This is a genomic window from Vibrio sp. EJY3, from assembly GCF_000241385.1.
In the GTDB taxonomy this organism is placed as follows: domain Bacteria; phylum Pseudomonadota; class Gammaproteobacteria; order Enterobacterales; family Vibrionaceae; genus Vibrio; species Vibrio natriegens.
This window is the reverse complement of sequence record NC_016614.1, coordinates 667,519-689,458: the sequence shown is the minus strand read 5'-3', so window position 1 is coordinate 689,458 and position 21,940 is coordinate 667,519. Positions and strand designations below refer to the sequence as shown.

20 protein-coding genes are annotated in these 21,940 nt (G+C 44.6%); 12 read left to right on the top strand and 8 right to left on the bottom strand.

Features of this window, described 5'->3' with window-relative positions; translation table 11 throughout:
- Positions 1-2 precede the first annotated feature (2 nt).
- The 4 genes from VEJY3_RS19000 to rsxA are packed head-to-tail and all read right to left on the bottom strand — an operon-like array spanning position 3 to position 3,698.
- The gene (locus VEJY3_RS19000; protein WP_014234041.1) at positions 3-998 is read right to left on the bottom strand and encodes an RnfABCDGE type electron transport complex subunit D; all 996 of its coding nucleotides are present in this window, start codon (positions 996-998) and stop codon (positions 3-5) included.
- Positions 995-2,572, bottom strand: a complete 1,578-nt coding sequence (rsxC, locus tag VEJY3_RS18995) for an electron transport complex subunit RsxC (RefSeq protein WP_014234040.1) — start codon at positions 2,570-2,572, stop codon at positions 995-997. Before rsxC ends, VEJY3_RS19000 begins: the two co-directional genes overlap by 4 nt.
- A gap of 9 nt (positions 2,573-2,581) precedes the next feature.
- The gene (locus VEJY3_RS18990) at positions 2,582-3,109 is read right to left on the bottom strand and encodes an RnfABCDGE type electron transport complex subunit B (RefSeq protein ID WP_014234039.1); all 528 of its coding nucleotides are present in this window, start codon (positions 3,107-3,109) and stop codon (positions 2,582-2,584) included.
- A gap of 13 nt (positions 3,110-3,122) precedes the next feature.
- Complete coding sequence (rsxA, locus tag VEJY3_RS18985; RefSeq protein WP_014234038.1) at positions 3,123-3,698, bottom strand: electron transport complex subunit RsxA; 576 nt, start codon at positions 3,696-3,698, stop codon at positions 3,123-3,125.
- A 295-nt stretch (positions 3,699-3,993) separates the two neighbouring features.
- Here rsxA and nifL point away from each other — a divergent pair, with 295 nt between their 5' ends.
- From nifL to VEJY3_RS18955, 7 genes are all read left to right on the top strand, one after another.
- On the top strand, positions 3,994-5,535 hold the full coding sequence (gene nifL / locus VEJY3_RS18980; RefSeq protein ID WP_014234037.1) for a nitrogen fixation negative regulator NifL: 1,542 nt from the start codon (positions 3,994-3,996) through the stop codon (positions 5,533-5,535).
- The gene (nifA, locus tag VEJY3_RS18975; RefSeq protein ID WP_014234036.1) at positions 5,532-7,130 is read left to right on the top strand and encodes a nif-specific transcriptional activator NifA; all 1,599 of its coding nucleotides are present in this window, start codon (positions 5,532-5,534) and stop codon (positions 7,128-7,130) included. The genes nifL and nifA overlap by 4 nt, the downstream gene beginning before the upstream one ends.
- A 141-nt stretch (positions 7,131-7,271) precedes the next feature.
- Positions 7,272-8,597, top strand: coding sequence for a nitrogenase cofactor biosynthesis protein NifB (nifB, locus tag VEJY3_RS18970; RefSeq protein WP_237708198.1), 1,326 nt, complete (start codon positions 7,272-7,274; stop codon positions 8,595-8,597).
- Positions 8,575-8,835 carry a 4Fe-4S dicluster domain-containing protein gene (locus tag VEJY3_RS26210; protein ID WP_014234034.1) on the top strand — a complete coding sequence of 87 codons (261 nt, stop codon included), beginning with the start codon at positions 8,575-8,577 and terminating at the stop codon, positions 8,833-8,835. The genes nifB and VEJY3_RS26210 overlap by 23 nt, the downstream gene beginning before the upstream one ends.
- Positions 8,835-9,359 carry a nitrogen fixation protein NifQ gene (locus VEJY3_RS18965; protein WP_014234033.1) on the top strand — a complete coding sequence of 175 codons (525 nt, stop codon included), beginning with the start codon at positions 8,835-8,837 and terminating at the stop codon, positions 9,357-9,359. Before VEJY3_RS26210 ends, VEJY3_RS18965 begins: the two co-directional genes overlap by 1 nt.
- A 314-nt stretch (positions 9,360-9,673) precedes the next feature.
- Positions 9,674-9,886, top strand: a complete 213-nt coding sequence (locus tag VEJY3_RS18960; RefSeq protein WP_014234032.1) for a cold-shock protein — start codon at positions 9,674-9,676, stop codon at positions 9,884-9,886.
- A gap of 271 nt (positions 9,887-10,157) precedes the next feature.
- Positions 10,158-10,565, top strand: coding sequence for a VF530 family DNA-binding protein (locus tag VEJY3_RS18955; RefSeq protein ID WP_014234031.1), 408 nt, complete (start codon positions 10,158-10,160; stop codon positions 10,563-10,565).
- 141 nt (positions 10,566-10,706) lie between these two features.
- On the opposite strand, the gene VEJY3_RS18950 is transcribed toward VEJY3_RS18955, so the two are convergent.
- Both VEJY3_RS18950 and leuE read right to left on the bottom strand, forming a co-directional pair.
- Positions 10,707-11,951: a hypothetical protein gene (locus tag VEJY3_RS18950; protein ID WP_237708197.1), complete on the bottom strand. Its 1,245-nt coding sequence runs from the start codon at positions 11,949-11,951 to the stop codon at positions 10,707-10,709.
- A 243-nt stretch (positions 11,952-12,194) separates the two neighbouring features.
- The gene (gene leuE / locus VEJY3_RS18945; RefSeq protein WP_014234029.1) at positions 12,195-12,836 is read right to left on the bottom strand and encodes a leucine efflux protein LeuE; all 642 of its coding nucleotides are present in this window, start codon (positions 12,834-12,836) and stop codon (positions 12,195-12,197) included.
- Positions 12,837-13,119: 283 nt separating this feature from the next.
- On the opposite strand from leuE, the gene VEJY3_RS18940 reads away from it, so the two are divergent.
- The 4 genes from VEJY3_RS18940 to VEJY3_RS18925 all read left to right on the top strand — a co-directional run bounded on the left by VEJY3_RS18940 (position 13,120) and on the right by VEJY3_RS18925 (position 16,684).
- On the top strand, positions 13,120-14,136 hold the full coding sequence (locus tag VEJY3_RS18940; protein ID WP_014234028.1) for a TRAP transporter substrate-binding protein: 1,017 nt from the start codon (positions 13,120-13,122) through the stop codon (positions 14,134-14,136).
- Positions 14,137-14,189: 53 nt separating this feature from the next.
- Complete coding sequence (locus VEJY3_RS18935) at positions 14,190-14,738, top strand: TRAP transporter small permease subunit (RefSeq protein ID WP_014234027.1); 549 nt, start codon at positions 14,190-14,192, stop codon at positions 14,736-14,738.
- A 151-nt stretch (positions 14,739-14,889) separates the two neighbouring features.
- Positions 14,890-16,167, top strand: coding sequence for a TRAP transporter large permease subunit (locus VEJY3_RS18930; protein ID WP_049794701.1), 1,278 nt, complete (start codon positions 14,890-14,892; stop codon positions 16,165-16,167).
- 34 nt (positions 16,168-16,201) lie between these two features.
- Positions 16,202-16,684 carry a gluconokinase gene (locus VEJY3_RS18925; protein ID WP_014234025.1) on the top strand — a complete coding sequence of 161 codons (483 nt, stop codon included), beginning with the start codon at positions 16,202-16,204 and terminating at the stop codon, positions 16,682-16,684.
- Between the two features lie 98 nt (positions 16,685-16,782).
- Here the strand turns inward: VEJY3_RS18925 and VEJY3_RS18920 are convergent, their stop codons facing one another.
- Positions 16,783-17,703, bottom strand: coding sequence for a DMT family transporter (locus tag VEJY3_RS18920; RefSeq protein WP_014234024.1), 921 nt, complete (start codon positions 17,701-17,703; stop codon positions 16,783-16,785).
- A gap of 95 nt (positions 17,704-17,798) precedes the next feature.
- Between VEJY3_RS18920 and VEJY3_RS18915 the strand changes: the two genes are divergently transcribed.
- A complete protein-coding gene (locus VEJY3_RS18915; RefSeq protein WP_014234023.1) occupies positions 17,799-18,707 on the top strand; it encodes a LysR substrate-binding domain-containing protein in 909 nt (302 codons plus the stop codon).
- Positions 18,708-18,913: 206 nt separating this feature from the next.
- On the opposite strand, the gene VEJY3_RS18910 is transcribed toward VEJY3_RS18915, so the two are convergent.
- Complete coding sequence (locus VEJY3_RS18910; protein WP_014234022.1) at positions 18,914-21,484, bottom strand: ExeM/NucH family extracellular endonuclease; 2,571 nt, start codon at positions 21,482-21,484, stop codon at positions 18,914-18,916.
- Between the last annotated feature and the right edge of the window lie 456 nt (positions 21,485-21,940).

The following is a 21,940-nucleotide window of genomic DNA, read 5'->3' as shown; positions in this document are numbered from 1 at the left end:
GATTATTTCTCCGTCACTCGGCTAGAACCAAACACTTGTGGGCGCAGGTAGTAATCAATTAAAGGGCTAACCGCATTCATAATCAGTACCGCAAAAGCCACGCCTTCGGGGTAGCTACCAAAGGTTCGGATCAACCAAACAAGCAGCCCACATCCCAGCCCATAGATAAGCTGTCCGCGAATACTGGTTGGAGAGGTAACAAGATCTGTCGCGATATAAAATGCACCCAACATGGCAGCCCCGCTGGTGAGGTGAATCCACGGCGCCAGGTAGGCTTCAGCGTTGATCAAATGACTGACTAAAGCAGGTAGTGCCAGACCAAGCATGAAGGTCACAGGTATCGCCCAGTGAATAATGCGTCGCCAAATCAGATAACCACCGCCACACAAGATAAGGAAAGCACTGGTCTCACCAAGACTCCCAGAATGCTGCCCAAAAAACTGCTGATTAAACTCAACTGGCAAGGTTCTTTCAATACTGAGAGCCGTCGCCGCCGTCACGCCGTCAAAGCTCAGCCATCCATCCGGTACGGTGACTAAGTTGTTGCTAAAATCTATCGGCGTTGGAGCCGCCCATTGGGTCATTTGAACCGGAAAACAGATCAGTAGCATGACGCGCGCGAGCATGGCTGGATTGAATAAGTTCTGCCCCAGCCCGCCATAGATTTGCTTACCCAAAATAATGGCGAACATACTGCCCAAAACCGCTAAGCTGATTGGGAACGAAGGCGGTAAACTCAAGGCGAGTAGCAGCCCGGTCAGAATCGCTGAACCATCAAAACACGCACTAGGTTTCTTTTTCATTGCCAACAAACATAAACATTCGCTCATGATGCTGGTTAAACAACACACGACTATCAGTGCCAAACTGTTGCGACCAAACTGAAAGCCAGCAAATACACAAGCCGGTAATAACGTTAAGATAACGAGATACATGATTCGTGTAGATGAGCTCCCGTTGTGAGCAAATGGGCCAATTATTGAGTCATATTTGATCATAACTGTTGCTCCTTCTCAGCGGCTTTATCTTGACGAGATACTCTCGCTGGACGAGATGGGCGAGCCGGTCTCTCTGGACGTGTCGTTTTTTCCGCTCGCTCAGGTCGAGCATTGCGGGTTGGTCGCGTGACTTTTTTCGCGGCTTTGGCTTTCTTCTCAGCGGCCTCATGGGCGAGACGTTGTTTTCTGGATTCATTGAGCACTTTGGTCTGAGCCGCTCTTTGCTCCATAAAGGTATGCGATGCAATCACACCCTTTGCGTGCATAAAGTACTGAACTAAAGGAATCGAAGAGGGACAAACATACCCACATGCGCCACAAGACAAGCAATGATTCACACCCAGTTCCTCGGCACGTTTGAAATCGGAAACGCGGGTGTACGCGGCCATTTGAAAAGGCATCAAACCCATTGGACAAGCACGAACACATTGACCACAGCGAATACACTCTTGATGTTTGGTTTCAATAAACACTTCGTCTTCGGTTAACGCCAGTATTCCGCCAACCGTTTTATCAACAGGCACCTGCATTGAGGGAATAACCTGCCCCATCATAGGTCCGCCCAGAAGTAATCGTTCCGTCGAGTCACTGACCCCGCCGCAATAGTTGATTACTTCGTTCACCGGGGTTCCAATTGGTACCTCGACATTTTTAGGTTCCGCGATCCCCTTACCACTGACCGTGACAATCCGCGAAACCAAAGGACGACGGAATCGAACCGCATGGTACACCGCCCTAACCGTGGAAATATTGTTAACTAAAATACCGACCTGAGTGGCACGCCCTCCTGGTGGAACATCTTTTCCAGTAAGCGTTTTTATTAAGTGCTTCTCAGATCCCATCGGATAAATACTCGGCACCTTACGCACGTCAATGGTGTCGACTTCACTCGCGGCAAAATGGAGCGCACTTAAGGCATCCGGTTTGTTATCTTCCACGCCGATAATGGCCCTTTGCGCACCGCTTGCAATCAGCATCATCTGTATCCCAGAAATAATTTCTTCCGGGTAGGTTTGCATTGTTAAATCATCACTGGTCAGATACGGTTCGCATTCACCTCCATTAATGATGATGGTGTCTACGTTGGCGCTTCTTGAAAATCGCAACTTGACCGCGGCTGGGAAACCAGCGCCACCTAGCCCGACTATGCCCGCTTCCGCCACGCGATCAATAATGGTGTCGGCATCTAAGTTATGGATATCTTCACCCGGCGAAGATACCCCCCATTGCTTATCGTCATTCGCGCGAATCACTACCGTGTCACACTTCACTTTCGCCGGGTGAGTTGTGATATGCGGAACAATCGCCGTCACCACACCATTCACAGATGAATGCAAAGGTGCAACGAAGTCCGTAAGTCCAACAGCAACCAACTGCCCTCTGTGCACTGACTCACCAGGACCAACCAATACTCTTAACTTTGCTCCGGAACGCGTCTGCAAAGGTAAGTAGATATTCCGAGGCCAGAAATGGCGATCAATGCGTTGATCTGACGTTAACTCTTTATAGGCTTTGGGATGAATACCGCCACTAAATGGTTTATTCCACAAACTAACACTGCTTAAACTGGACATGATTCACTCCTAAACCGACAATGAAGGCTTTGGCCAATACCATGTCGACACCGACGGCGTCACTTCGGACATGGTCAAGCAACCTCGTGTACAGGCTTTTTCACATAACTGACAACCGGTACACACGTCTTTTAGTACCGTGTGTAACTGTTTCGGCGCACCGACAATTGCATCAAAAGGACAGGCTTTGTAGCAGCGGTTGCACCCGTTACACTGCGTTTCATCAACCCTTGCCACCAGCTCTGTGTCTTGATCACTTGTATCAATTGAAACACCGAGCAGTTGTGCAACGTTTTGAGCAAGTAGCACTCCGCCAGGTGGACAACAAGCCGGGCTTAGTTCACCAGTGACCATTTTTTCGGCGGCCTGGCGGCAACCAGCCTCTCCACACTGACCGCATTGGCCACCCGGCAGTAATGCTTCAACTTTGTCTATCCTCGGGTCGCCTTCCACATGGAACATTTTTGCAGCGTACCCAAGCGCAAGCCCAAGCAATGCTCCGAGGGTGACAAAAAATATAAGCGTCGTAAGTAACATGACTTAATCTCCTCTATGCCATTCCCGAAAAGCCCATGAAGGCCATCGACAAAAATCCCGCCGTGATGAATGCTATCGGAGATCCTTTAAATGCGGCTGGCACCTGACTCAACATAAGTTGGCTGCGTAAACCAGCAAAAATAGTGATGACGAAAAAGAAGCCCAGAGCAGAGCCAAAGCTGAACATCAGGGTGTTGAGAAATGACAAATTGTCTTGAACAGCCAGCAATGCGACCCCAAAAACGGCACAGTTGGTGGTGATGAGAGGCAGAAATACGCCCAGAGACTGGTACAGCTCGGGAAATGATTTTTTAACGTATAACTCGGTAAACTGAACGACAGCAGCGATGACCAATATGAAGGATATGATCCTCATAAACTCCAGATGCAACGGCTTCAAAATCGCAAACTCAATAATCCAGCTTGATACCGTCGCTAAGGTAAGCACGAAAATCGTCGCGATCCCCATTCCCACCGCACTGGTAATTTTGCTCGACACTCCCATGAACGGACACAAGCCCAGAAATTTGGCTAAAACGACATTGTTTACGAATGTCGCACTCAGAAAAATGATCAATCCTTCAGACATAACAGCACTCCACTAGCTTCCTTTCTCGAAGGTGGTGCATAGCGTATGCCACGGAGCGTTTTTGCACTGGAATGAATCAAACAACCCCGTCAATACAGTGCTAGCGCGCAGGCTAAGCGCTTTTCTTTACCAAAATAGCTGTGTCACAAACCCAACAAAGTTCGCTTGTTCGCATGAATAATTGTCCGAAATCAAACAAACCTTCATTTAAGCGAGCCCGTCATACCTGGCTTAAGTGTTTGGAATAGGAAATGCATCGACGGTCTTATATCGCCAAACGTATAAGGAAAGACGTATGGAACAACTTGATAGCCTGCTACCCGATAGCAATTCAACGGTGTTTGACATGCAAGCGTTCGAGCAGATCGTTGCGCATGCTCCTGTCGCCATCAGTATTACCGACAAAAAGGGCAACATACTTTTCGTCAATAAGACCTTTAATCAGATCACTGGCTATAGTTCACGCGAACTGATTGGTAAAAACTCGTCACTGCTTTCGTATAAGGCAACACCTCAACGCGTATATCAAAATATGTGGCTAGCCATTACCAACGGTGACCATTGGCAAGGTCAGTTGGTCAACAGAAAGAAAAATGGTGAGCCGTATATTGCCGAAATTTCGATTTCTCGGCTAAAAGAGAAAAGTGGCGAGACACGATATTATGCCATCCATCGCGATATTACAGAGCGACACCAACGTATCACTGAGCAAAAAAATCAGTTCACACTCTTTCAAGCGGTGTTGAATGGTTCTTCGACAGCCATTGCACTGATTGATGCCTCCAACAAGCTGCTAGTCAGCAACAAAAAGTATCAACGGATACAAAACAGCATTCACCACAGCCCTATCGACTTATTGCTGCAAAGCATTCAGAGAGACTATCAACAGACTAGTGTGGTTGAGTTCATCGGCGAACATAAAAACCGTACGCAAAATATCTCTGTTCGAAATGAAGACGGCACATGCGAACGATGGTTTGAATTTACATTGGCGAAAATCCCGGTTTCAACCATCAACATTGAACATTATTTTCTTCCAGACAGTGATGATGACTATAGCGTTATCTCTATCACTGAGCGTACCAAAGAGAAGCTCTTGGTCGAGGAACGACGCATTAATGCTACCAAGCTTATGGCGAGGGACAATAAATACGTCCACGCCATGCAAGAAGCATTAATGGGAACACTGCATCAATTACAGGGACCGTTCAATGTCATTGATTCTGCTGTAAATATTCTCAAACGTACTAATGCCTCCTGCCCCGGTTTAATCGCGATGGATGACGCAATGGCGAATGCAAATGCAGCCATGCAAGAAATCATGCTCGCCATCCCAGAACGAGAAAGAGAAGCGCGGCAACCAGTGAATCTCAATGAAGTGATTCGTGACTCATGCAGCATCAGTAATGATGAATTGATGAGGCTATCGATCAACTTAGAACTTGATCTATCGCCAAAGCTTTCCTCAATCAATGGCACGCCTCATCGACTTATTCTTGCCATAAAACAGCTCATCGATAACGCGTTAGATGCTATCAAATATGCTAAGCCGTCAGATCGGACGCTGTTCATTCAATCTTATGAGAAAAACGGAGAGATAGTGGTTGATATCGAAGACAATGGCTTAGGGGTGAAAGAAGATCTTCGTCTGACCGTATTCCAACCATTTTATAGCACCAAACCAAAGCACCAGTCTGGCTGTCGAGGCATTGGGCTTTCTATCGTGCAACAGGTGCTCAATGAACATTCAGCCACCGTAACGATCTCAGACAGCCGCCAGCTAAACGGCGCCAAAGTCTGCTTAACATTTCCAATTAATAGCGGTAAGTCATTATGATAGAAGATCATTCTCTTTTAGATTTAGAGCGTCAGTTATTGGCGGCAATGTATCGAATATCTAGTGTTCTAAACGCTAGCTTAAATTACGTTGAGTCATGCGACAAAATACTTAAAATTCTGCACGATGAGTGTCGTTTACAGTGTGGCATGCTCACTATTCTTGACCACCAAAAGAACATTTTATTGGTTAAGTCTGTACATAGCCCACTTAGCGATAGTAGCCGAGACCAAAAGAACGTTTACTATAAAACCGGTGAAGGTATTGTCGGAGAGGTCCTCAGCCAAGGGAGCTCTATGGTAATTCGTAATCTAGGTAGCGATATGCGTTTTGCGGACAAATTGGCACTTTATGACTATGACAAGCCTTTCATCTGTGTCCCAATCAAAGACAGTAATAGTAAAGTTCTTGGCGCACTTTCAGCCCAACCACCTAATGTCAGCGACGAGCACCTTACGTTGTTGTCGAAATTCCTCGATATGATTGGCAACTTAATCGCCAAGAATATTCAACTGTCTCAGAACGTTGAGCGAACCGAAAAAGAACTTGTTGATGAGCGTGACGGATTACGCCGTAAAGTTCGCAACAACTACAGTTTTCACAACTTAGTGGGGCACACCAAGACCATGAGACAGATTTTCGATCAAATTCGTCTGGTGTCTCGCTGGGATTCAACGGTGTTGGTTCGCGGTGAATCGGGGACGGGTAAAGAGCTTATAGCCAACGCGATTCACTATAACTCTCCTCGTGCTGATCGTCCGTTCATCAAACTCAACTGTGCAGCGCTGCCTGATAACTTGCTCGAATCTGAGCTGTTCGGCCACGAAAAAGGCGCATTTACAGGTGCGGTCAAGCAGCGTAAAGGGCGATTTGAAATGGCACACAATGGCACTATTTTCCTGGATGAAATTGGCGAAACCAGTGCAGCGTTTCAAGCAAAGTTGTTACGAGTATTGCAGGAGAAAGAGTTTGAACGAGTCGGGGGAACAACAACTATTTCGGTAAACGTGCGTATTATCGCCGCGACTAACCGTCACCTGGAAGAGGAAGTGACGCAAGGTAACTTCCGTGAAGACCTTTATTACCGCCTCAATGTTATGCCAATGCACTTACCTCCTCTTCGCGATCGTATTCAAGACATTCCAGAGCTGGCTGAGTTCATGCGCAAAAAGCTCAGTAAGCAACAAGGCCGTAACCTCACCATCAGTGATGATGCGATACGAGTGATGATGAATCACAGTTGGCCGGGTAATGTGCGTGAACTAGAAAATACCTTAGAACGCGCTTCGGTATTGTGCGAGTCCGGTGTCATTGATGCCAGCTTAATCAAAATCAACCAGTCTGAACCCAGCTTTTCACCGCCGGTCCAATCCGCTTACACACCCCCACTTTCTGCCTCTGCACCACTTCGCGCAACAGAAAGTCAGCTTATACATCGGGAGAAAAGCAAACCGGCTGACGAGAGAGAACTGGTAATCGATGCACTTGAACGATCTGGTTGGGTAAAAGCCAAAGCAGCAAGGCTGCTCAATATGACGCCGCGTCAAATTGCTTACCGAATTCAAATACTAAATATCGAGATGAAACAAATCTGACAATTTTTGAAAGCCAGATATTGTCGGTAAACGGACAATTGTTACTAGTCAGAATCCTTAGCTTATGTAAAACAATACTTTAGTTAAGGAACAATGATTGCAATGAAGCTTATTAAAGGCATTTAATCATAAGGGGCAGACATGGAAAGTCCTTCATCAAGTGTAAAAAGTGACGATTGTGCACAAGATAATCTTCATCACTTTTTCAATAAACAAACGCAGGATAAAATAGCAAAACATCCGTGCTATTCAAAACAGGCTCATCAATACGCGCGTATGCATTTACCTGTAGCACCAGCATGCAACATACAGTGCAACTACTGTAACCGGAAATATGACTGCAGTAATGAGTCTCGCCCGGGAGTCGTGTCACACGTTATGGATAGTGCTGCGGCACTCAAACAGTTTTCAACCATTAAAAAGCGAGCGCCTAACTTGACGGTAGTTGGAATCGCAGGCCCTGGTGATGCGCTCGCAAACCCGCAAGCCACATTTAAAACGCTTCGCGATATTCATAAAGCCGACCCAAACGTACAGCTTTGTATCTCAACCAACGGACTTGCGCTTGCTGAACATGTTATGACGCTGGCGGTATTGGGCGTTAATCACCTCACCATTACGATTAATTGTATTGATGCTGATATCGGAGAAAAAATCTACCCTTGGATTTTTTACAACCGAAAAAGACTTAAGGGCAAAATCGCGGCACAAACACTTATCGAGCGTCAATTGCTCGGATTAGAGTTAGCAGCAAAGGCTGGCATGCTGGTGAAAGTGAACACGGTACTTATCCCGGGCATCAACGACCATCACATTGCTCAAGTATCAGAGAAAGTGAAATCTCTGGGCGCGACGTTACATAACATCATGCCCCTGATTTCCGATCCAAGTCATGGTACCTATTTTGGGTTGAGTGGTCAGCGGGGGCCAACCGAAGATGAACTGCAACGCGTCCGCGAAGAATGCGGTGTGCATATGCCGCAAATGACCCATTGTAAACAGTGCCGAGCAGACGCTGTTGGAATGCTTAGTGATGACAAGGCCTCAACATGTGGCTCGTCTTCTAAACCATCGGTATATAAAGTCGCGGTTGCCAGCCATGGAGAGACCCACATCGGATTGCATTTTGGCCATGCCAAACGCTTTGAGATCTACCAATATGACCAACAATCACAGCAATTCCTTTTTGAGGAATCACGTAACGTTGCTCAATACTGCACAGGCCAAAGTGAATGTGGTGAAGAGTCTGAAAAAGAAGCCTTGTTCGACACTATCGCAGATTGCCAAGTGGTTCTCAGCGCGAGAATCGGAATCTCACCGTGGCGTGAATTAGAGAAACGTGGAGTGATTCCCAACGTGGACTTTGCCTTCCAACCAGTAAGCAGCAGCTTAGAAGCAATCGCCAAACAATACTGTCGTGACACTCAGCAAGCGGAGACAAAACATGAGCTTTTCAATCAACAATAAATGTGTCGGCTGTCATGCCTGTATGACCGTGTGTCCTAATCAGGCGATATATAAAAGCGACAGAGCAGACAAACCATTTGCGATTCATACTAAGCGGTGTAATGAGTGCTCTTCTTTTTGGCAGGAGCCACAATGCGCCAGTATTTGCCCTATCGAAGAGGCGATTGTTGACCACACCAGTCGCCCCCTAAACCCTTTAGGCAGCTTGAGCCCGCAACATGATAGGAGCTCAGTATAGTGAACGCTGAAAAATGCAAACAGTACTGGCGACCGATCGTCCACTCTTATCTGAGTGGGCGATCTGCGCTGCCACTTTACCTCGGATTGAAGAAAAGCCACTTTATTCAACTTATTGAATTTTTTGGCCTTGAGGTAAGTTTAGCCAATCTCGAAACCAAACAAGCCAGGTTACGTAGCGAGTTAATGGCATTACGAACCGAAGAATACGATCAACTACGTCAATTGTTATCTCAGAACTTGGATAACTCACACCCGTTTGCAGAAGAAATGGCCATCGTTATATCAAGTGGTTGTATGGGAAGCCAACACCTCTGGGATGACCTAGGGCTACCCGAACGGGCTCTACTGACACAATTATTTTCTGACTATTTCCCCAACTTATCTGCTAAAAATGTTAACAACATGCGCTGGAAACGGTTTTTATACCGTCAGTTATGTGAAAACGGCGGCGACTATGTATGTCGCTCGCCAAGTTGTGATACCTGCTCAAGCTACAGTGAATGCTTCGATACTGTGTCGTAACCTCACTCAACATCGCTTAAATATTGAGCTACCATTGCCGAACGTGTAAGTTCGCGGCTTTTAACATTCAGAGACGTGTAGATCCCAAAAAAATAAATACAAATAATCCTTTACATGTGATCACTAAAAGACAATAATGGCGCCGCTCTGTTGTTCAGAGTTATTAAATGAGACATCACGTAGTAAAAGTAAAACCCTTAGAAAACCAAGTTGTTATCCTCAGTGTTTCCCTTAGCTTCAAAGATACATTAAATAATTCAAGCTACTAGCGCATTCAAATAATTAATTTTTTCAATTTATATAAGGGACATATCATGTCTAATAAAACAACTGGTTCTGTAAAATGGTTCAACGAAACTAAAGGTTTTGGTTTCCTAACTCAAGACAACGGCGGCGCAGACGTATTCGTTCACTTCCGTGCAATCGTTTCTGACGGTTTCAAAACTCTTGCTGAAGGTCAAAAAGTGACTTTCGAAGTAGAGCAAGGCCAAAAAGGTCTTCAAGCTGCTAACGTTGAAGTAGCATAAGATTTTAAGTAGGCGCAGGCTGTAGGAGACTACGGCTTGCGTCACTTATCTCTAATTTTATAAATACCTCCCCCCCTTTTAAACTCCTCAATTCTCTTTATCTGATCCCCTTTCTTCTATTGATTTTGCCTTATAGCGAGCATCTTTCACGCTTTTAAGCTATTACATGTCATACCCATACAAAATCCCAATCTTGATGAGTAAATGGTCAGATTATTGTGGGAATTGGTATTATGCCTATATTTAAACACGAGCCCCTGAGGTACAGATCATGACTGATGAAGAAAGAATTGAACTTCAAAAAAACAACCCTCTCCATGGTCTTAAACTAGAGACGATGATCGCTGAACTAGCGGACTTTTATGGATGGGATATCTTAGATGCAGCAATGCGATTTAATTGTTTTCATACCAATCCCTCAGTCGCAAGTAGTGTGAAGTATTTAAAGAAGACAGATTGGGCAAGAGAGAAGTTAGAGAACTTTTATTTGTACCGATTTAAGCGCATGCCGAGAGCATCGAGTGAAGAGTTCGAACTGCCTCCACGCGCCCGTACGTTTCCAAACGGACTTAAACCTAAAGAGCCAATGGAACTTACGGTTGAGTCAATCTTGAAATCACAAGCTAAAGCCGCTTCAGCACATAAAGAGCGCTCGTCTCGAGGCCGTTCTAAACGTTAATATCTGTGTAACTCATTACCCCATAGTGCTGACAAACATAAAACCAATTCGGTTGTTCGGGTTGTTGGGATAGCAAAAAAGTGGAGGAGTTGTAATCTCCCCCACTTCACTGTTATTGCAGCGACAAATACAAGCTATTCTCTACTCCCATACAAGGCCTTCAGGTAAGTCAGGAAGCGCCCAATTATGGATATAGTTGATCACTCTTAACGAATCATCTGCCGCTTGTGTAAAGCCACGTGCATAATTCGTATTTACTTGGTCAACCGTAAAGACCTGAGGGTTTCCTGCTATATCAAGAAGAGGAACCACCTGATATGACAAAGTTGAAATCACCACTGGGGCATTAATATCCGGCTCTACGCCTGGAAGAACTAGCCCCACTTCAATTCCGGAATACATAACATCACGGTAATAGCTATACCCCATAAAATTGAAATACCCGTTGTCATTAATACCTAAAGTGGTGTTGATATTAATAACTAGATCGAGAGTGATAGATCCAAACTTATCTCCAGCCCCTGCTAAAAGCGCTGCGGCCGTATCCAAGTCTTCCGAACTCAATGTTTCAACACCGTCACCGGCCAAATGTCTAAGACCACCTAACTGCTCATCTGACAAAGTAAGACCAGGAAGATGACCATTTAGCATCAGTGCTTTATAGAGTGCCAAGTTTTCCAGTGGCGAATCGATGGTTTTGAATACATCCTCCGTAACCTCCACCTCAATTCGTCCTGCCGGGTCAGTTCTCACACTAATCGCATTGTTAATATTAGACATCGCTTCATTGTAGGATGAGTCGATCACATCAACGGGTGATCTCGCAACACTCAAGCGACCGAAGTCCACTTCTTCAGCGTAACTTGCAAAAACGTAGTCCTCATAACCCACTAAGCTTTCGACAATCTCACAATCACTATTAAGTGGAATCAGTGTTAATCCATCTTCTGTTTGAAACTCTTCAGGAAGTATAGGTAGCGGCTCCCCGGTGAGTACATCGGTAGCCTGTTCATTTGCGATTGGCTGGAAGCAACCATTATCATCTTGTTGAGGTATGTATAACGTTGCGTCCAATTCATCCCAGTCCCAGGTATATTTCACTGGCTCACCATTGTCATTGCGGACAATAATAAGCAAGTCACCGTAAAGGTCGCCTTTACTCACGCCCGGATCATTATTACCTCTGCCTGGCTTTCCATCTCTACCTTGATTCCCAGCCCAAGAAGGACGATCTGAGCTATCATCAGCGGACAGAGCGAAAGGAAGCGACAAGAATAATAGTAGCGCGAGCGCCATACTCACAAACATAAGTACATTCATGCTTATGCTTTTAATTGGTGTGTAGTCTTTCATCATCTGCTCCTTAGCGTATGGATACGCTCCCATCGCAATACATTGCTTAAGAGAAAAAAGACTGTCTGACTTAATTAAGTTTTTAACACCACCAAATTAACTGTAGAGTAGATTTCATAAGCAACCGCTAATATACGCAAGCATTTTGATACGGATCAATTGAATATCAATTAAGTTTCTTAGTAGACGATACAATGCTGACACAGGAACGGTCTGAGAGGATAAAGGTCTCGCCTTCAGAAAACCTTGTACAAAGTCCACCAGCCTTGGACCGGTTTAACTTAAGCTTGCTAGCCTTGCTGCAAAACCCATAAAGAACATGCCTAGTAACCCGTTGCCTAACTTTGCTAACACTTTATTATCTTTGAATAATTGAGTTAATGATGAACCCAGAAAGATCAGCGTACTCAAATAAATGATGCTAAAAACTTCTAAGATAAACGCCAGGATCAAGTATGAAATCCACGTATGTTCGTACGTATAATCGATAAACTGGATAAAGAAAGAGACGTAAAACAGGATTGCTTTTGGATTGGTCAGACTTAACGTCAGCGACTTAGCAAACACATTTTCGCGTTTCTTAGGGCGAGCGACGTCTGATTCACCATCATCACTTTTACTCATTAACTGATGAATGATTTTCACCCCTAAATACAGCAAGTACGCGGCACCCAAGTAGCGAATAATCGTGAACAGGACGGGAGAAGTTTGAATTAACGAAGCAACACCTAGGTAAGAGAGCAAAATTAAAACCGCGTCACCAATAAGCACACCCGAAGCTGCTTTATAACCCGCCTTAACACCCAGCGATGAGCTCGATTTCAACACATAGAGAGAGTTTGGACCCGGAGCAAGAATGATCATGGTCAGACCGACCAAATACGTCCATATATTAATTACGCCAAACATCTCCAACATGACGAACAACCCTTTTACCAAATGACATCGAACAGAATTACGAGATATAACTGAAACAAATAGCAAAGTCTATCTCAGCACGAAGAATTCCATCAAAAATATATAAACCCTCATTCATAAACAGACATCTCATTCATGTTAGAAACTAATTAAAGATGTTAAAGAACGTGATCAAACTCGTAGATTTCAACCGATGTTACCGGTAACTTACAAAATGTTCCCGGTAACATTCGGGCGTAGTAGGAATACAAGTAGATCCGATAATAAATTAAAGGACGAATGAATGAACATCATACAAAAATCCCTAACCTCAGCTATCTCACTAGCGTTGCTATCCACTTCAGCATTCGCTGCTGACTTTAACTTTAAGTTTCAATCCAGTGATCCATCTGGTGACAAGAACTTTCAGGTTCAAAAAGAGTGGACGGAACGCGTAGAGCAAATGTCTGGTGGTCGTATTGAAATCGACCTACTGCCTGTTGGTGCCGTGGTTAAACACACAGAAACCTTAGGCGCTATCAAAATGGGCGTTATCGATGGTCACATTACCGCAACAGGTTACTTTACTGGCCAAGATCCAGCGTTTGGTCTGATCGGTAATATGGTTGGTGCATGGTCAGACACTCGCCAATTACTTCAATACATCAACTACGGTGGTGGTTATGAGTTAATGACTGAGCTCTACGCACCGTACGGCGTGAAATACATTGGCGGTTCAACAACAGGCGTAGAGTCATTTGTATCTAAAGTGCCACTAAATGGCGTTGATGATCTAAAAGGTCTTAAGCTTCGTGCTCCGGAGGGTCTGGTTCAACAAGTATTTGCGGCTGCAGGTGCGACCCCAGTAAACCTACCAGGTTCAGAGGTCTTTACGGGTTTGAGTAAAGGCGTTATTGATGCTGCTGACTACACCGTTTTCTCTACTAACCATCAAGCGGGCATGAACGATATCGCAACTCACCCAGTTCAACCTGGCTTCCACTCACTGCCAACGATTGATATCTCAATGAGTCAGAAAAAGTGGGACAAGCTACCAGCCGATCTTCAAGAGATCATGACGGTATCGGTTCGTGACTTTGCTGAAGATATTACGACTCAACTGCGTATCGCAGACCAGAAAGCCGTGAAAGAAGCGGAAGCGAACCCTAACATTACCATCCACGACTGGTCGGAAGAAGAGCGTAAGAAGTTCCGTCTGATTGCGATGGGCGAGTGGGAAAAATATGCTGAACTCTCTCCTAATGCGAAAAAAGTTTACGATTCTATTACGACTTACCTAAAAGACTCGGGTCTTCTATAAGTTGTTAAAAAAAGGGAGGTTTACTCCTCCCTATTTCATTTGGAATTAGACATATGAAAGAATCAGACACAAATCTAGCGGCTGAAATGCCCCAGAATATTCTCGACAAAGCAATAACCAAAATCAGTGAGCTGTTTAGTTTATTGTTTGTTGCCACCGTCATCATTTCATTTTACGAAGTAGCAAGCCGCTATTTGTTTAACTCACCAACCATGTGGGTGCACGAAACCGCCTCCTTTATTGGTGGAGCACTGTTTGTGATCGGCGGCGCCTACGCTCTCGCAACCGACAAACATGTAAGAGTCGTTCTCGTTTACGATGCGGTATCACAAAAGACAAAGCGTTACCTGAATGTCTTTCACCATCTAGCAGGGTTACTGTTTAGCGGGTTATTGATTTATGCAGCGTGGCAAACTGTGGCTAACTCTTGGTTTGCTCCTTGGGGTGGATTGAGATTAGAAACCTCGGGCTCCGCTTGGAATCCACCATTCCCAGCCCTGCTTAAAGGCATCATTCTATTTACCGTTTGCCTGATGTTTATTCAATTCATTTTGCATTTGATTAAAGAAATTCAACAACTAAGGGACGAAGGCGATGAATAACTTATCTTCTACAAAACCTTCTGTTGGGAGCTACAAACCAGTGTTCCTTGTCATCGGCCTTCTGACCTTAGCCGCTGCTTTAGGATGGGTTGGTGTGCAAACCTTCACATCGAACTTGTCATCGATTGGCATCGAGTACGGCAGCTTGCTGATGCTTGTGTTGATGATTGGTCTATTGTTGACTGGTATGCAACTCGCTTTCGTAACAGGCCTTGTCGCACTGATCTTTACCTTAGGCTGGTTTGGCGTTGATGCGCTGCCGCTTATTACGAGCCGTATTTTCAGCTTCGTCAGTGGTTACGTGTTCCTCGCGGTGCCAATGTTTGTACTGATGGCTGCGTTACTCGACCGCTCAGGAATTGCCAGAGACTTGTTCGATGCAATGAAAAGTGTTGGCCGTAAAGTTCGCGGTGGGGTTGCGGTTCAAACCTTGCTTGTTGCGGTGATCCTTGCATCTATGTCGGGCGTTATCGGCGGTGAAACGGTACTGCTTGGTATTCTTGCTCTGCCACAAATGTTAAGACTTGGCTATGACCGTAAGTTAGCAATCGGCACCACATGTGCTGGCGGTGCACTAGGCACCATGCTACCACCGAGTATCGTTCTAATTATCTATGGTTTGTCGGCTTCCGTATCAATTGGCGAACTATTCAAAGCGGCATTCTTACCAGCGTTTATTCTGGCAATGTTCTACATGGCTTACGTACTGATTCGCTGTAAGCTGAATCCCGACCTTGCTCCGTTACCTTCAGAAGAAGACCTGGCTAAAGATGCTGAAGCTCATCCAAGTTACTTCAAAGCGCTGTTCTTCCCTTTGCTATCGGTAGCGACGGTTCTAGGAAGTATTTACACCGGTATTGCATCAGTTACCGAAGCCTCTGCTCTGGGTGTGGTTGGTATTGCTATCAGCGCGGCTATCCGCAAAGAACTTAATTGGAAGATGATCAAAGAGTCTTCTATCGCGACGATGCGTACCTGCGGCATGATCATGTGGATTGGTATCGGCGCTTCCGCTTTGGTTGGCGTATACAACCTAATGGGCGGTATCGACTTTGTAGAGGAAACGATTCTCGCGCTAAGTGGCGGAAACGCGATGTCTACCTTGCTTATCATGATGGCGATTCTGTTCGTTCTGGGTATGTTCCTGGACTGGGTTGGCGTTGCACTACTGACTATGCCGATTTTCGTCCCGATCATCACAGGCCTTGGAATGGACCCAATCTGGTTTGGTGTGGTGTTCTGTCTAAACATGCAGGTCGCGTTCTTGTCGCCACCTTTTGGTCCAGCAGCATTTTATCTTAAGTCTGTTGCGCCTAAAGACATTAGCCTTGGTGAAATATTCACTGCACTACTTCCGTTTATAGCACTACAAGTTAGTGTTCTTGCTCTCGTGATTGTTTTCCCAGAGCTTGCATTATGGTGGCGATAAATCTGCCCATTAAGCCTAATTATGAGTTGATACTATGAATAAAAAATATGTCGTTATGGGTGTTTCTGGGTGCGGTAAATCTTCTATCGGTGACTCGCTGGCAAAATCTCTGAACATCCCTTTTTTCGATGGTGATGATTACCATCCAGCGGAGAACGTAGAAAAAATGAGGAATGGCATCCCTCTTACCGATGAAGACAGAAAAGAGTGGCTGTTAACCTTAAATGCGTTAATACAGGAACAGGAAAACTTGGTACTGGCATGCTCTGCCTTAAAACCAGAATACAGAGAAACATTAAGAGCAGGCTGTAATGATCTCACGTTCTGCTATTTAAAAGGTGATTTTGACACGATATGGGCTCGTCTAAAGGCCAGAGAAGATCACTATTTCCAAGGTTCAGCGATGCTAGAAAGCCAGTTTAATACTCTGATCGAACCCACCGAGCAGGAGGCAATCTATATCGATATCAATCAGCCTCCAGAAAAAGTGGTTGGAGATATCCTCGCAAAAGTTTGATCAAAAAGGGCTGGTACTCCAGCCCTTTCTTTTGATCCTACGTGTTAGCTTGTTACAGTTGATTATTCGTCATCACTCCACGCCCTATGCTGAACCGACTAAACATGGCGAACTCTGGTTTGCAACAAGTGCTTGAATAACTTGGAAGCAAAGCTATTCATCAACGCAGCAATAATAATGAGCGCAATTCCGACCACCTGATAGATAGAAAAGCTCTCTTCAAAAAACAGCACTTGCCATATCGCGGTGAACAACAAACTGGTAAAGATCAACGGTGCAACTTGAGAGTTATTTTCGGCCAGCTTATACGCTTTAGAGCGGAAAATTTGATTGCCTACGACGGATATCGAGAGCCCGAAAAGGCATATCCACACCAATAAATTTCCCTGCGGTGCTAACAATATCTGCATGTCTGGTTCTGGCAAACCTGATATGAAGGATAACGGTAGCACGCTCAATGCAGCGATAAGAAATGTCCAGCTATTAAGAACAGAAGGCGTCACCTCCCTTTTGCTAGCGCGAAATAGACTTACCTGTGACCCTGCACTGAACAGTCCCGAAGCTAAACCAATTAACAGCTCCGGTCTAAACTGAATTCCGGATACATCACCAGCCAGCATTAAAACGCCAATAAAAGTCGCGGCTAAACCGAATTTCGTTTCTGTTTTAATCTTTACTTTAAAAAACAGCTTTTCTAAAACGGCAATAAAAAGCGGCCCTGTTGCAAAAAGTACCGAGCTTTCAACCAGAGATAAAGTATTCAATGAGGCAATGAAGCACAACTGGCATGCAGCGATGCATAGCCCACGAATAATAATAGGCTTTACTACTTTACGTGGCGGCATAGGTAACTTTGAAGCCACTACAATTGCAAAAAGCAACAAGGTTGGCATAAGAAAACGGAGAAACGTAAGCAGCTCAATACCCATCATTTCGGTAAGTTTTTTTAATAGAAGTCCAGTTAATGACAAACTGAACGTTGAAATTAGCATATAAGGTACAGCGTGGTTCTTCGACAAGATAGTATCCTCCCTATTGACGAGCCCATACTAGTGCAATGACAACAGAGAAAAAAACGAATATATTTAAACAAACCTGTTAGATAAACTTACAAATGAATAAACGACCACCTCTGAAATCTCTTTACGCATTTGTTGCGGTCGCAGAAACCGGCAGCATGACAGAAGCCGCTGGTATACTTAGCGTGAGCCACTCTGCAATCAGCCAAGCGATAAAAAGCCTTGAATCACTCATCGGGCAACCATTGTTTCAACGAGTCGGCAGGCAGGTTCAACTCAATTCAGTTGGCCAGAAGTACTACAATGACATTGCTCCGGCATTAAAAACGATCGTTGATGCGACGCAAGCCGTTACTCACCAGCCACAATCAAATCGAATCACACTGAATATGATTAACTCTCTGGCAATCCATTGGTGGGTACCAAGAGTCGATAACTTCCAACAATACGCCCCAAACGCGGACATTCGCCTGTCTAATCTAATCGGTCCTTTTGATTTAAACCAAGAAGGTGTGGACGTAGCAATCATTCACGGTAAGTCCGATGAATGGGAAGACTACTATTGCGAAAAGCTCGGAGATGATGAGCTGTTACTGGTATGCAGCCCTGACCTGTTGGATTCATCACAAGACTTCCCGTCCGCTGCTGAATTATTGCAACGCTATCCTGCGATTTATGCTGAAAACCTGCGTAGAAAGCAGGACTGGAGTGTTTGGTGTCAGGGTAACTCTCTGCCCGTTCCCAAGAAGCAAAATAATTTGAGTTTTATCGCGTCAATACATGCCGTTCAGGCCGCAATCCGAAAGCTGGGTGTTTTCGTTACACACCGATTATTCGTCCGTGATGAAATTAAGCACGGTTTGTTGGTAGAAATAGGGTCGCCAGTTAAAAATCCGCATTTGGAGTTTTTCTTTGTTTGCAAACCAGAAAAGCTGCGCAACGAAAATGTTCTTAAGTTGAAGTCTTGGTTGAGTAAGGAATTTAATAACACGTCGGATGAATGATGACTGAGAGCGCGCCATTTGGCACCACACCACCATTCGGTTTAGTTTATCGGCAGTTATAAGAAAAGCCCGGCAATAGGAAACTGTTTACTTCCTGGCCGGGCTTAAGTGGCTGTTATTTAAGTGACATTACTTATCTGGAAGGTAAAACTATCCATACAAATAAAGTCAACCTAAAAACCTTCACTTCAATAAACACTTATGTCTTAGTTACCACCTTGAAACCACGGTTTCTTAGGCTTGTTTTTGTTGTCGGACTGGTTGTGTTTATTTTTATGTTTGTTGTGCTTGTTAGGATGATTCGGGTGCTTTCCAGGCTTATGTTTATCATCATTGCCAAATGCAAGTACAACGATCGCTGGATCATGATCAGACGCTCGGTAAATATCAGAATATTTCGGTAAGTCACCTGAGTACTCTGTTGTGTAATCAACATAAGTGGATTCAGGCGAGTTGATATTCCAATCGATAGCTGCAACGACGTTGTTTTCTGCCGTTTCTGCATCTGCCAAAATATAATCCAGTGTTCCTAGAGTGTCGTCGTACGAATAGCTGTATGAATTCGGATGCCATTCTCTGATAACATTTCTATAGCCAAAGGATTGTGAGAGGCTTTCAGGTTGAGCACCATCCATTTTTTGATCACCAATAAACGTATCACGAGCTGGTGTCACCGAGTAACCTTCCGGAAGCTCTGTTAACAACAAAATCGGATCTTCGCTGGCGTAAGAGTTCAAGTCACCTAGGATCAACTTGTGTCCATCAATTTTAGCTAACTCAGTACCCAAGTGTTGTGCGGCAGAAACTCGGAAATTTTCACATGATCCCTGTCCATCAACATCTTGCTTATTCTGCAGGTTTACATCTTCCCAGCAGGTTGAGCCCTTTGACTTGAAGTGATTAACAGACACCGTGATGGTCTCGTCAGTGCCATTGATACGGAAAGTAGGAGTAATGGCATCTCTTTGATAGTTGTCAGTATCCTCACCTTCGGTCGCGTGTTGCTCCGGCATTTCAATCAGTCGGTATGTATCAAGTGTGACTTTAGCAGGTTTAAAAATCACCTGGTTAGTGATGGCATCGGTACCAACGTAGTCGTAATCTTCGCTGGACACGTACGAATACTGGTTAGACTCATCTTCAATCAAAAGATTAATTTTATTAACCAGATGCGCTACAGCAGACGCTTCGCCAAAACCGTTGTTTTCAATCTCCATCAGACCAACGATATCTGCATCCATCGCGACGATGGCTTTGGCAATTTTATCACCCTGACGTTCAAACTCATCGGCTGTTTCCGCACCACGGTTGTCACCATATGGGTTTTCAGCCCCGCCAAATGGAGAGTTAAAGTAGTTAAGTACGTTGAAAGTCGCGACGCGCAGGTCCCCATCGACAAGATCCGGCGTCGAGGTACGGTCATTATTGTGAATAAACGTGTCTTGCGTTGCTTCATTGGTAACGTACAGACGGAAATCACTGTATGAGTACCCCAATACGCCCTGAAGTCCGTTAATAGTGTCGTCGATGCGGATATAGTCATCACTGGTTGTTGTACCGTCTTCCATTGGAACCGCACTTTCTGTCAGAAAATCACTGTACCAAGGCACAACACCGTTAGCCGCTTTTTGGAATGACTCAATATAGATTCGGCGATCTTTATTTTCATTGTCCTTAGCTGCGGCTTCGACGGACCCCGCTACATTTTGCTGGTTCATATGTAGGTTAACCCGTTCATACGATGCCATCATGTTGTAGCGGTATGCGTCGTAATCAAAGCTGAACGTTCGCGTGATATGCATATCTGCTGCTTCGTCCAGCTCAACAAGCATGCCTTCATGACGTTCCAGAGTGAAGTCGAAACTGTCATCCGTATCCCGAGTACGCAGTGGCGTTGGAGTTATCGTGATTTGGGTAGGCTCAACATTATTAACATGCGTATCAATCAGTTGAGTCCAGCCATAGCTTTCGTAAGCTTTACCCTGCACCGTAACGGTATTGCCGACCTCAATACCACTAATATCACCTCTGATGAAAATTGCATCAGAGGTATTCTCATTACCGTCCCCATATTGATCTTGCAGGAAGAATCCTACTGGCAGGTCATTACCTAGTGCAGACGTTTGAATCGCTGTCACGATACCTGTAACTTCGTAATACCCTTCTGATTCATAACCAGATTCAATCAGAGGTGAACTCCAGGCATCCCCCTGCATTTCCATGATGGTTGTTGCTGTCGCGTCTGGAATGGTGTTATCTACACCTTCATCCGACAAGCTTCCCAAACCGTCAAAGGTATCTTTGGCGTAGCTGCTCCAGTCACTCTCATCGAACACTGTGCTCGCAGAACGTCCTATACGGCGCAGGGTGATGTCTTTTCCCCAACCACTTGTCGTTGGCACATCGCCAACAATATCAACTACATTGCCATCATTAAGAAGCGCAACCGCATCACCACCATTGTGTACCAGAGCAGAAGAAATGATAGTGGCAACATCAGCCGATAGTGACAGCTCTGCCAGACTGTTTTGTACGACCAACAGCTCTTGTGGCGCTAAAGTACCAGTCAAATTCAACATTTGTGTCGGGATTTCAGAGCCATCTTTATAGCGTGCTAACGTGTAATTAGAGAGCAGAACACTTTCCGAGCCATTGTTGTACAGCTCTATTGCTTTATTATAGCTGCCGCCTTCAACATATTCCGTAATCAAAACTTCGGCGTTGGCAACGTTAGAAAGTGCCAGACCCACCGATAATGTAATCAGTGTTTTTTTCATCTTGTATCTCATCCATGTTTTATAGATTGAATGTTTAATATCGCGGAGACTTACTTGTAGTGGTTAACCGTATATTTAATATTAAATTAGCATTTAAATATGACTTTTAAGTTAATGAAATTCATAGAGATAGCTAATTAAGCAAAAGGTAATATTATTGCATTTTAATTAGTTACATTCCGATCAGAGTGTCATTGTTAAGTTAAAATAATATGAACATTTAATTATTCTATCCACCTTAAATTCAAGACAATTAAATATAATAGAGTGTAATCGAATACATTTATTCTTCAGATTTAACGATGAATATTAATTAAAATTAAACGTAAATTTCGAGTTAGGGTCGATACAACGGAGCATCAACAAAGCACTGGTTGAGATAATATTTTAAGATTAACAGGAATAGACATAATAAATTAAAGGTTTCTGGCTCATCTATCTACGAGAAGCGTATGA

What these genes read in the sequence shown, in the direction of transcription:
- VEJY3_RS18910 (WP_014234022.1), bottom strand. Translation starts at nt 21,484, where the DNA reads ATGAAAAAAACACTGATTACATTATCGGTGGGTCTGGCACTTTCTAAC.
- VEJY3_RS18990 (WP_014234039.1), bottom strand. Translation starts at nt 3,109, where the DNA reads ATGTTACTTACGACGCTTATATTTTTTGTCACCCTCGGAGCATTGCTT.
- VEJY3_RS18935 (WP_014234027.1), top strand. Translation starts at nt 14,190, where the DNA reads ATGAAAGAATCAGACACAAATCTAGCGGCTGAAATGCCCCAGAATATT.
- VEJY3_RS19000 (WP_014234041.1), bottom strand. Translation starts at nt 998, where the DNA reads ATGATCAAATATGACTCAATAATTGGCCCATTTGCTCACAACGGGAGC.
- nifA (WP_014234036.1), top strand. Translation starts at nt 5,532, where the DNA reads ATGATAGAAGATCATTCTCTTTTAGATTTAGAGCGTCAGTTATTGGCG.
- nifB (WP_237708198.1), top strand. Translation starts at nt 7,272, where the DNA reads ATGGAAAGTCCTTCATCAAGTGTAAAAAGTGACGATTGTGCACAAGAT.
- VEJY3_RS18950 (WP_237708197.1), bottom strand. Translation starts at nt 11,951, where the DNA reads ATGGGAGCGTATCCATACGCTAAGGAGCAGATGATGAAAGACTACACA.
- VEJY3_RS18960 (WP_014234032.1), top strand. Translation starts at nt 9,674, where the DNA reads ATGTCTAATAAAACAACTGGTTCTGTAAAATGGTTCAACGAAACTAAA.
- rsxC (WP_014234040.1), bottom strand. Translation starts at nt 2,572, where the DNA reads ATGTCCAGTTTAAGCAGTGTTAGTTTGTGGAATAAACCATTTAGTGGC.
- VEJY3_RS18940 (WP_014234028.1), top strand. Translation starts at nt 13,120, where the DNA reads ATGAACATCATACAAAAATCCCTAACCTCAGCTATCTCACTAGCGTTG.
- VEJY3_RS18955 (WP_014234031.1), top strand. Translation starts at nt 10,158, where the DNA reads ATGACTGATGAAGAAAGAATTGAACTTCAAAAAAACAACCCTCTCCAT.
- leuE (WP_014234029.1), bottom strand. Translation starts at nt 12,836, where the DNA reads ATGTTGGAGATGTTTGGCGTAATTAATATATGGACGTATTTGGTCGGT.
- VEJY3_RS26210 (WP_014234034.1), top strand. Translation starts at nt 8,575, where the DNA reads ATGAGCTTTTCAATCAACAATAAATGTGTCGGCTGTCATGCCTGTATG.
- VEJY3_RS18925 (WP_014234025.1), top strand. Translation starts at nt 16,202, where the DNA reads ATGAATAAAAAATATGTCGTTATGGGTGTTTCTGGGTGCGGTAAATCT.
- nifL (WP_014234037.1), top strand. Translation starts at nt 3,994, where the DNA reads ATGGAACAACTTGATAGCCTGCTACCCGATAGCAATTCAACGGTGTTT.
- VEJY3_RS18915 (WP_014234023.1), top strand. Translation starts at nt 17,799, where the DNA reads ATGAATAAACGACCACCTCTGAAATCTCTTTACGCATTTGTTGCGGTC.
- rsxA (WP_014234038.1), bottom strand. Translation starts at nt 3,698, where the DNA reads ATGTCTGAAGGATTGATCATTTTTCTGAGTGCGACATTCGTAAACAAT.
- VEJY3_RS18930 (WP_049794701.1), top strand. Translation starts at nt 14,890, where the DNA reads ATGCTTGTGTTGATGATTGGTCTATTGTTGACTGGTATGCAACTCGCT.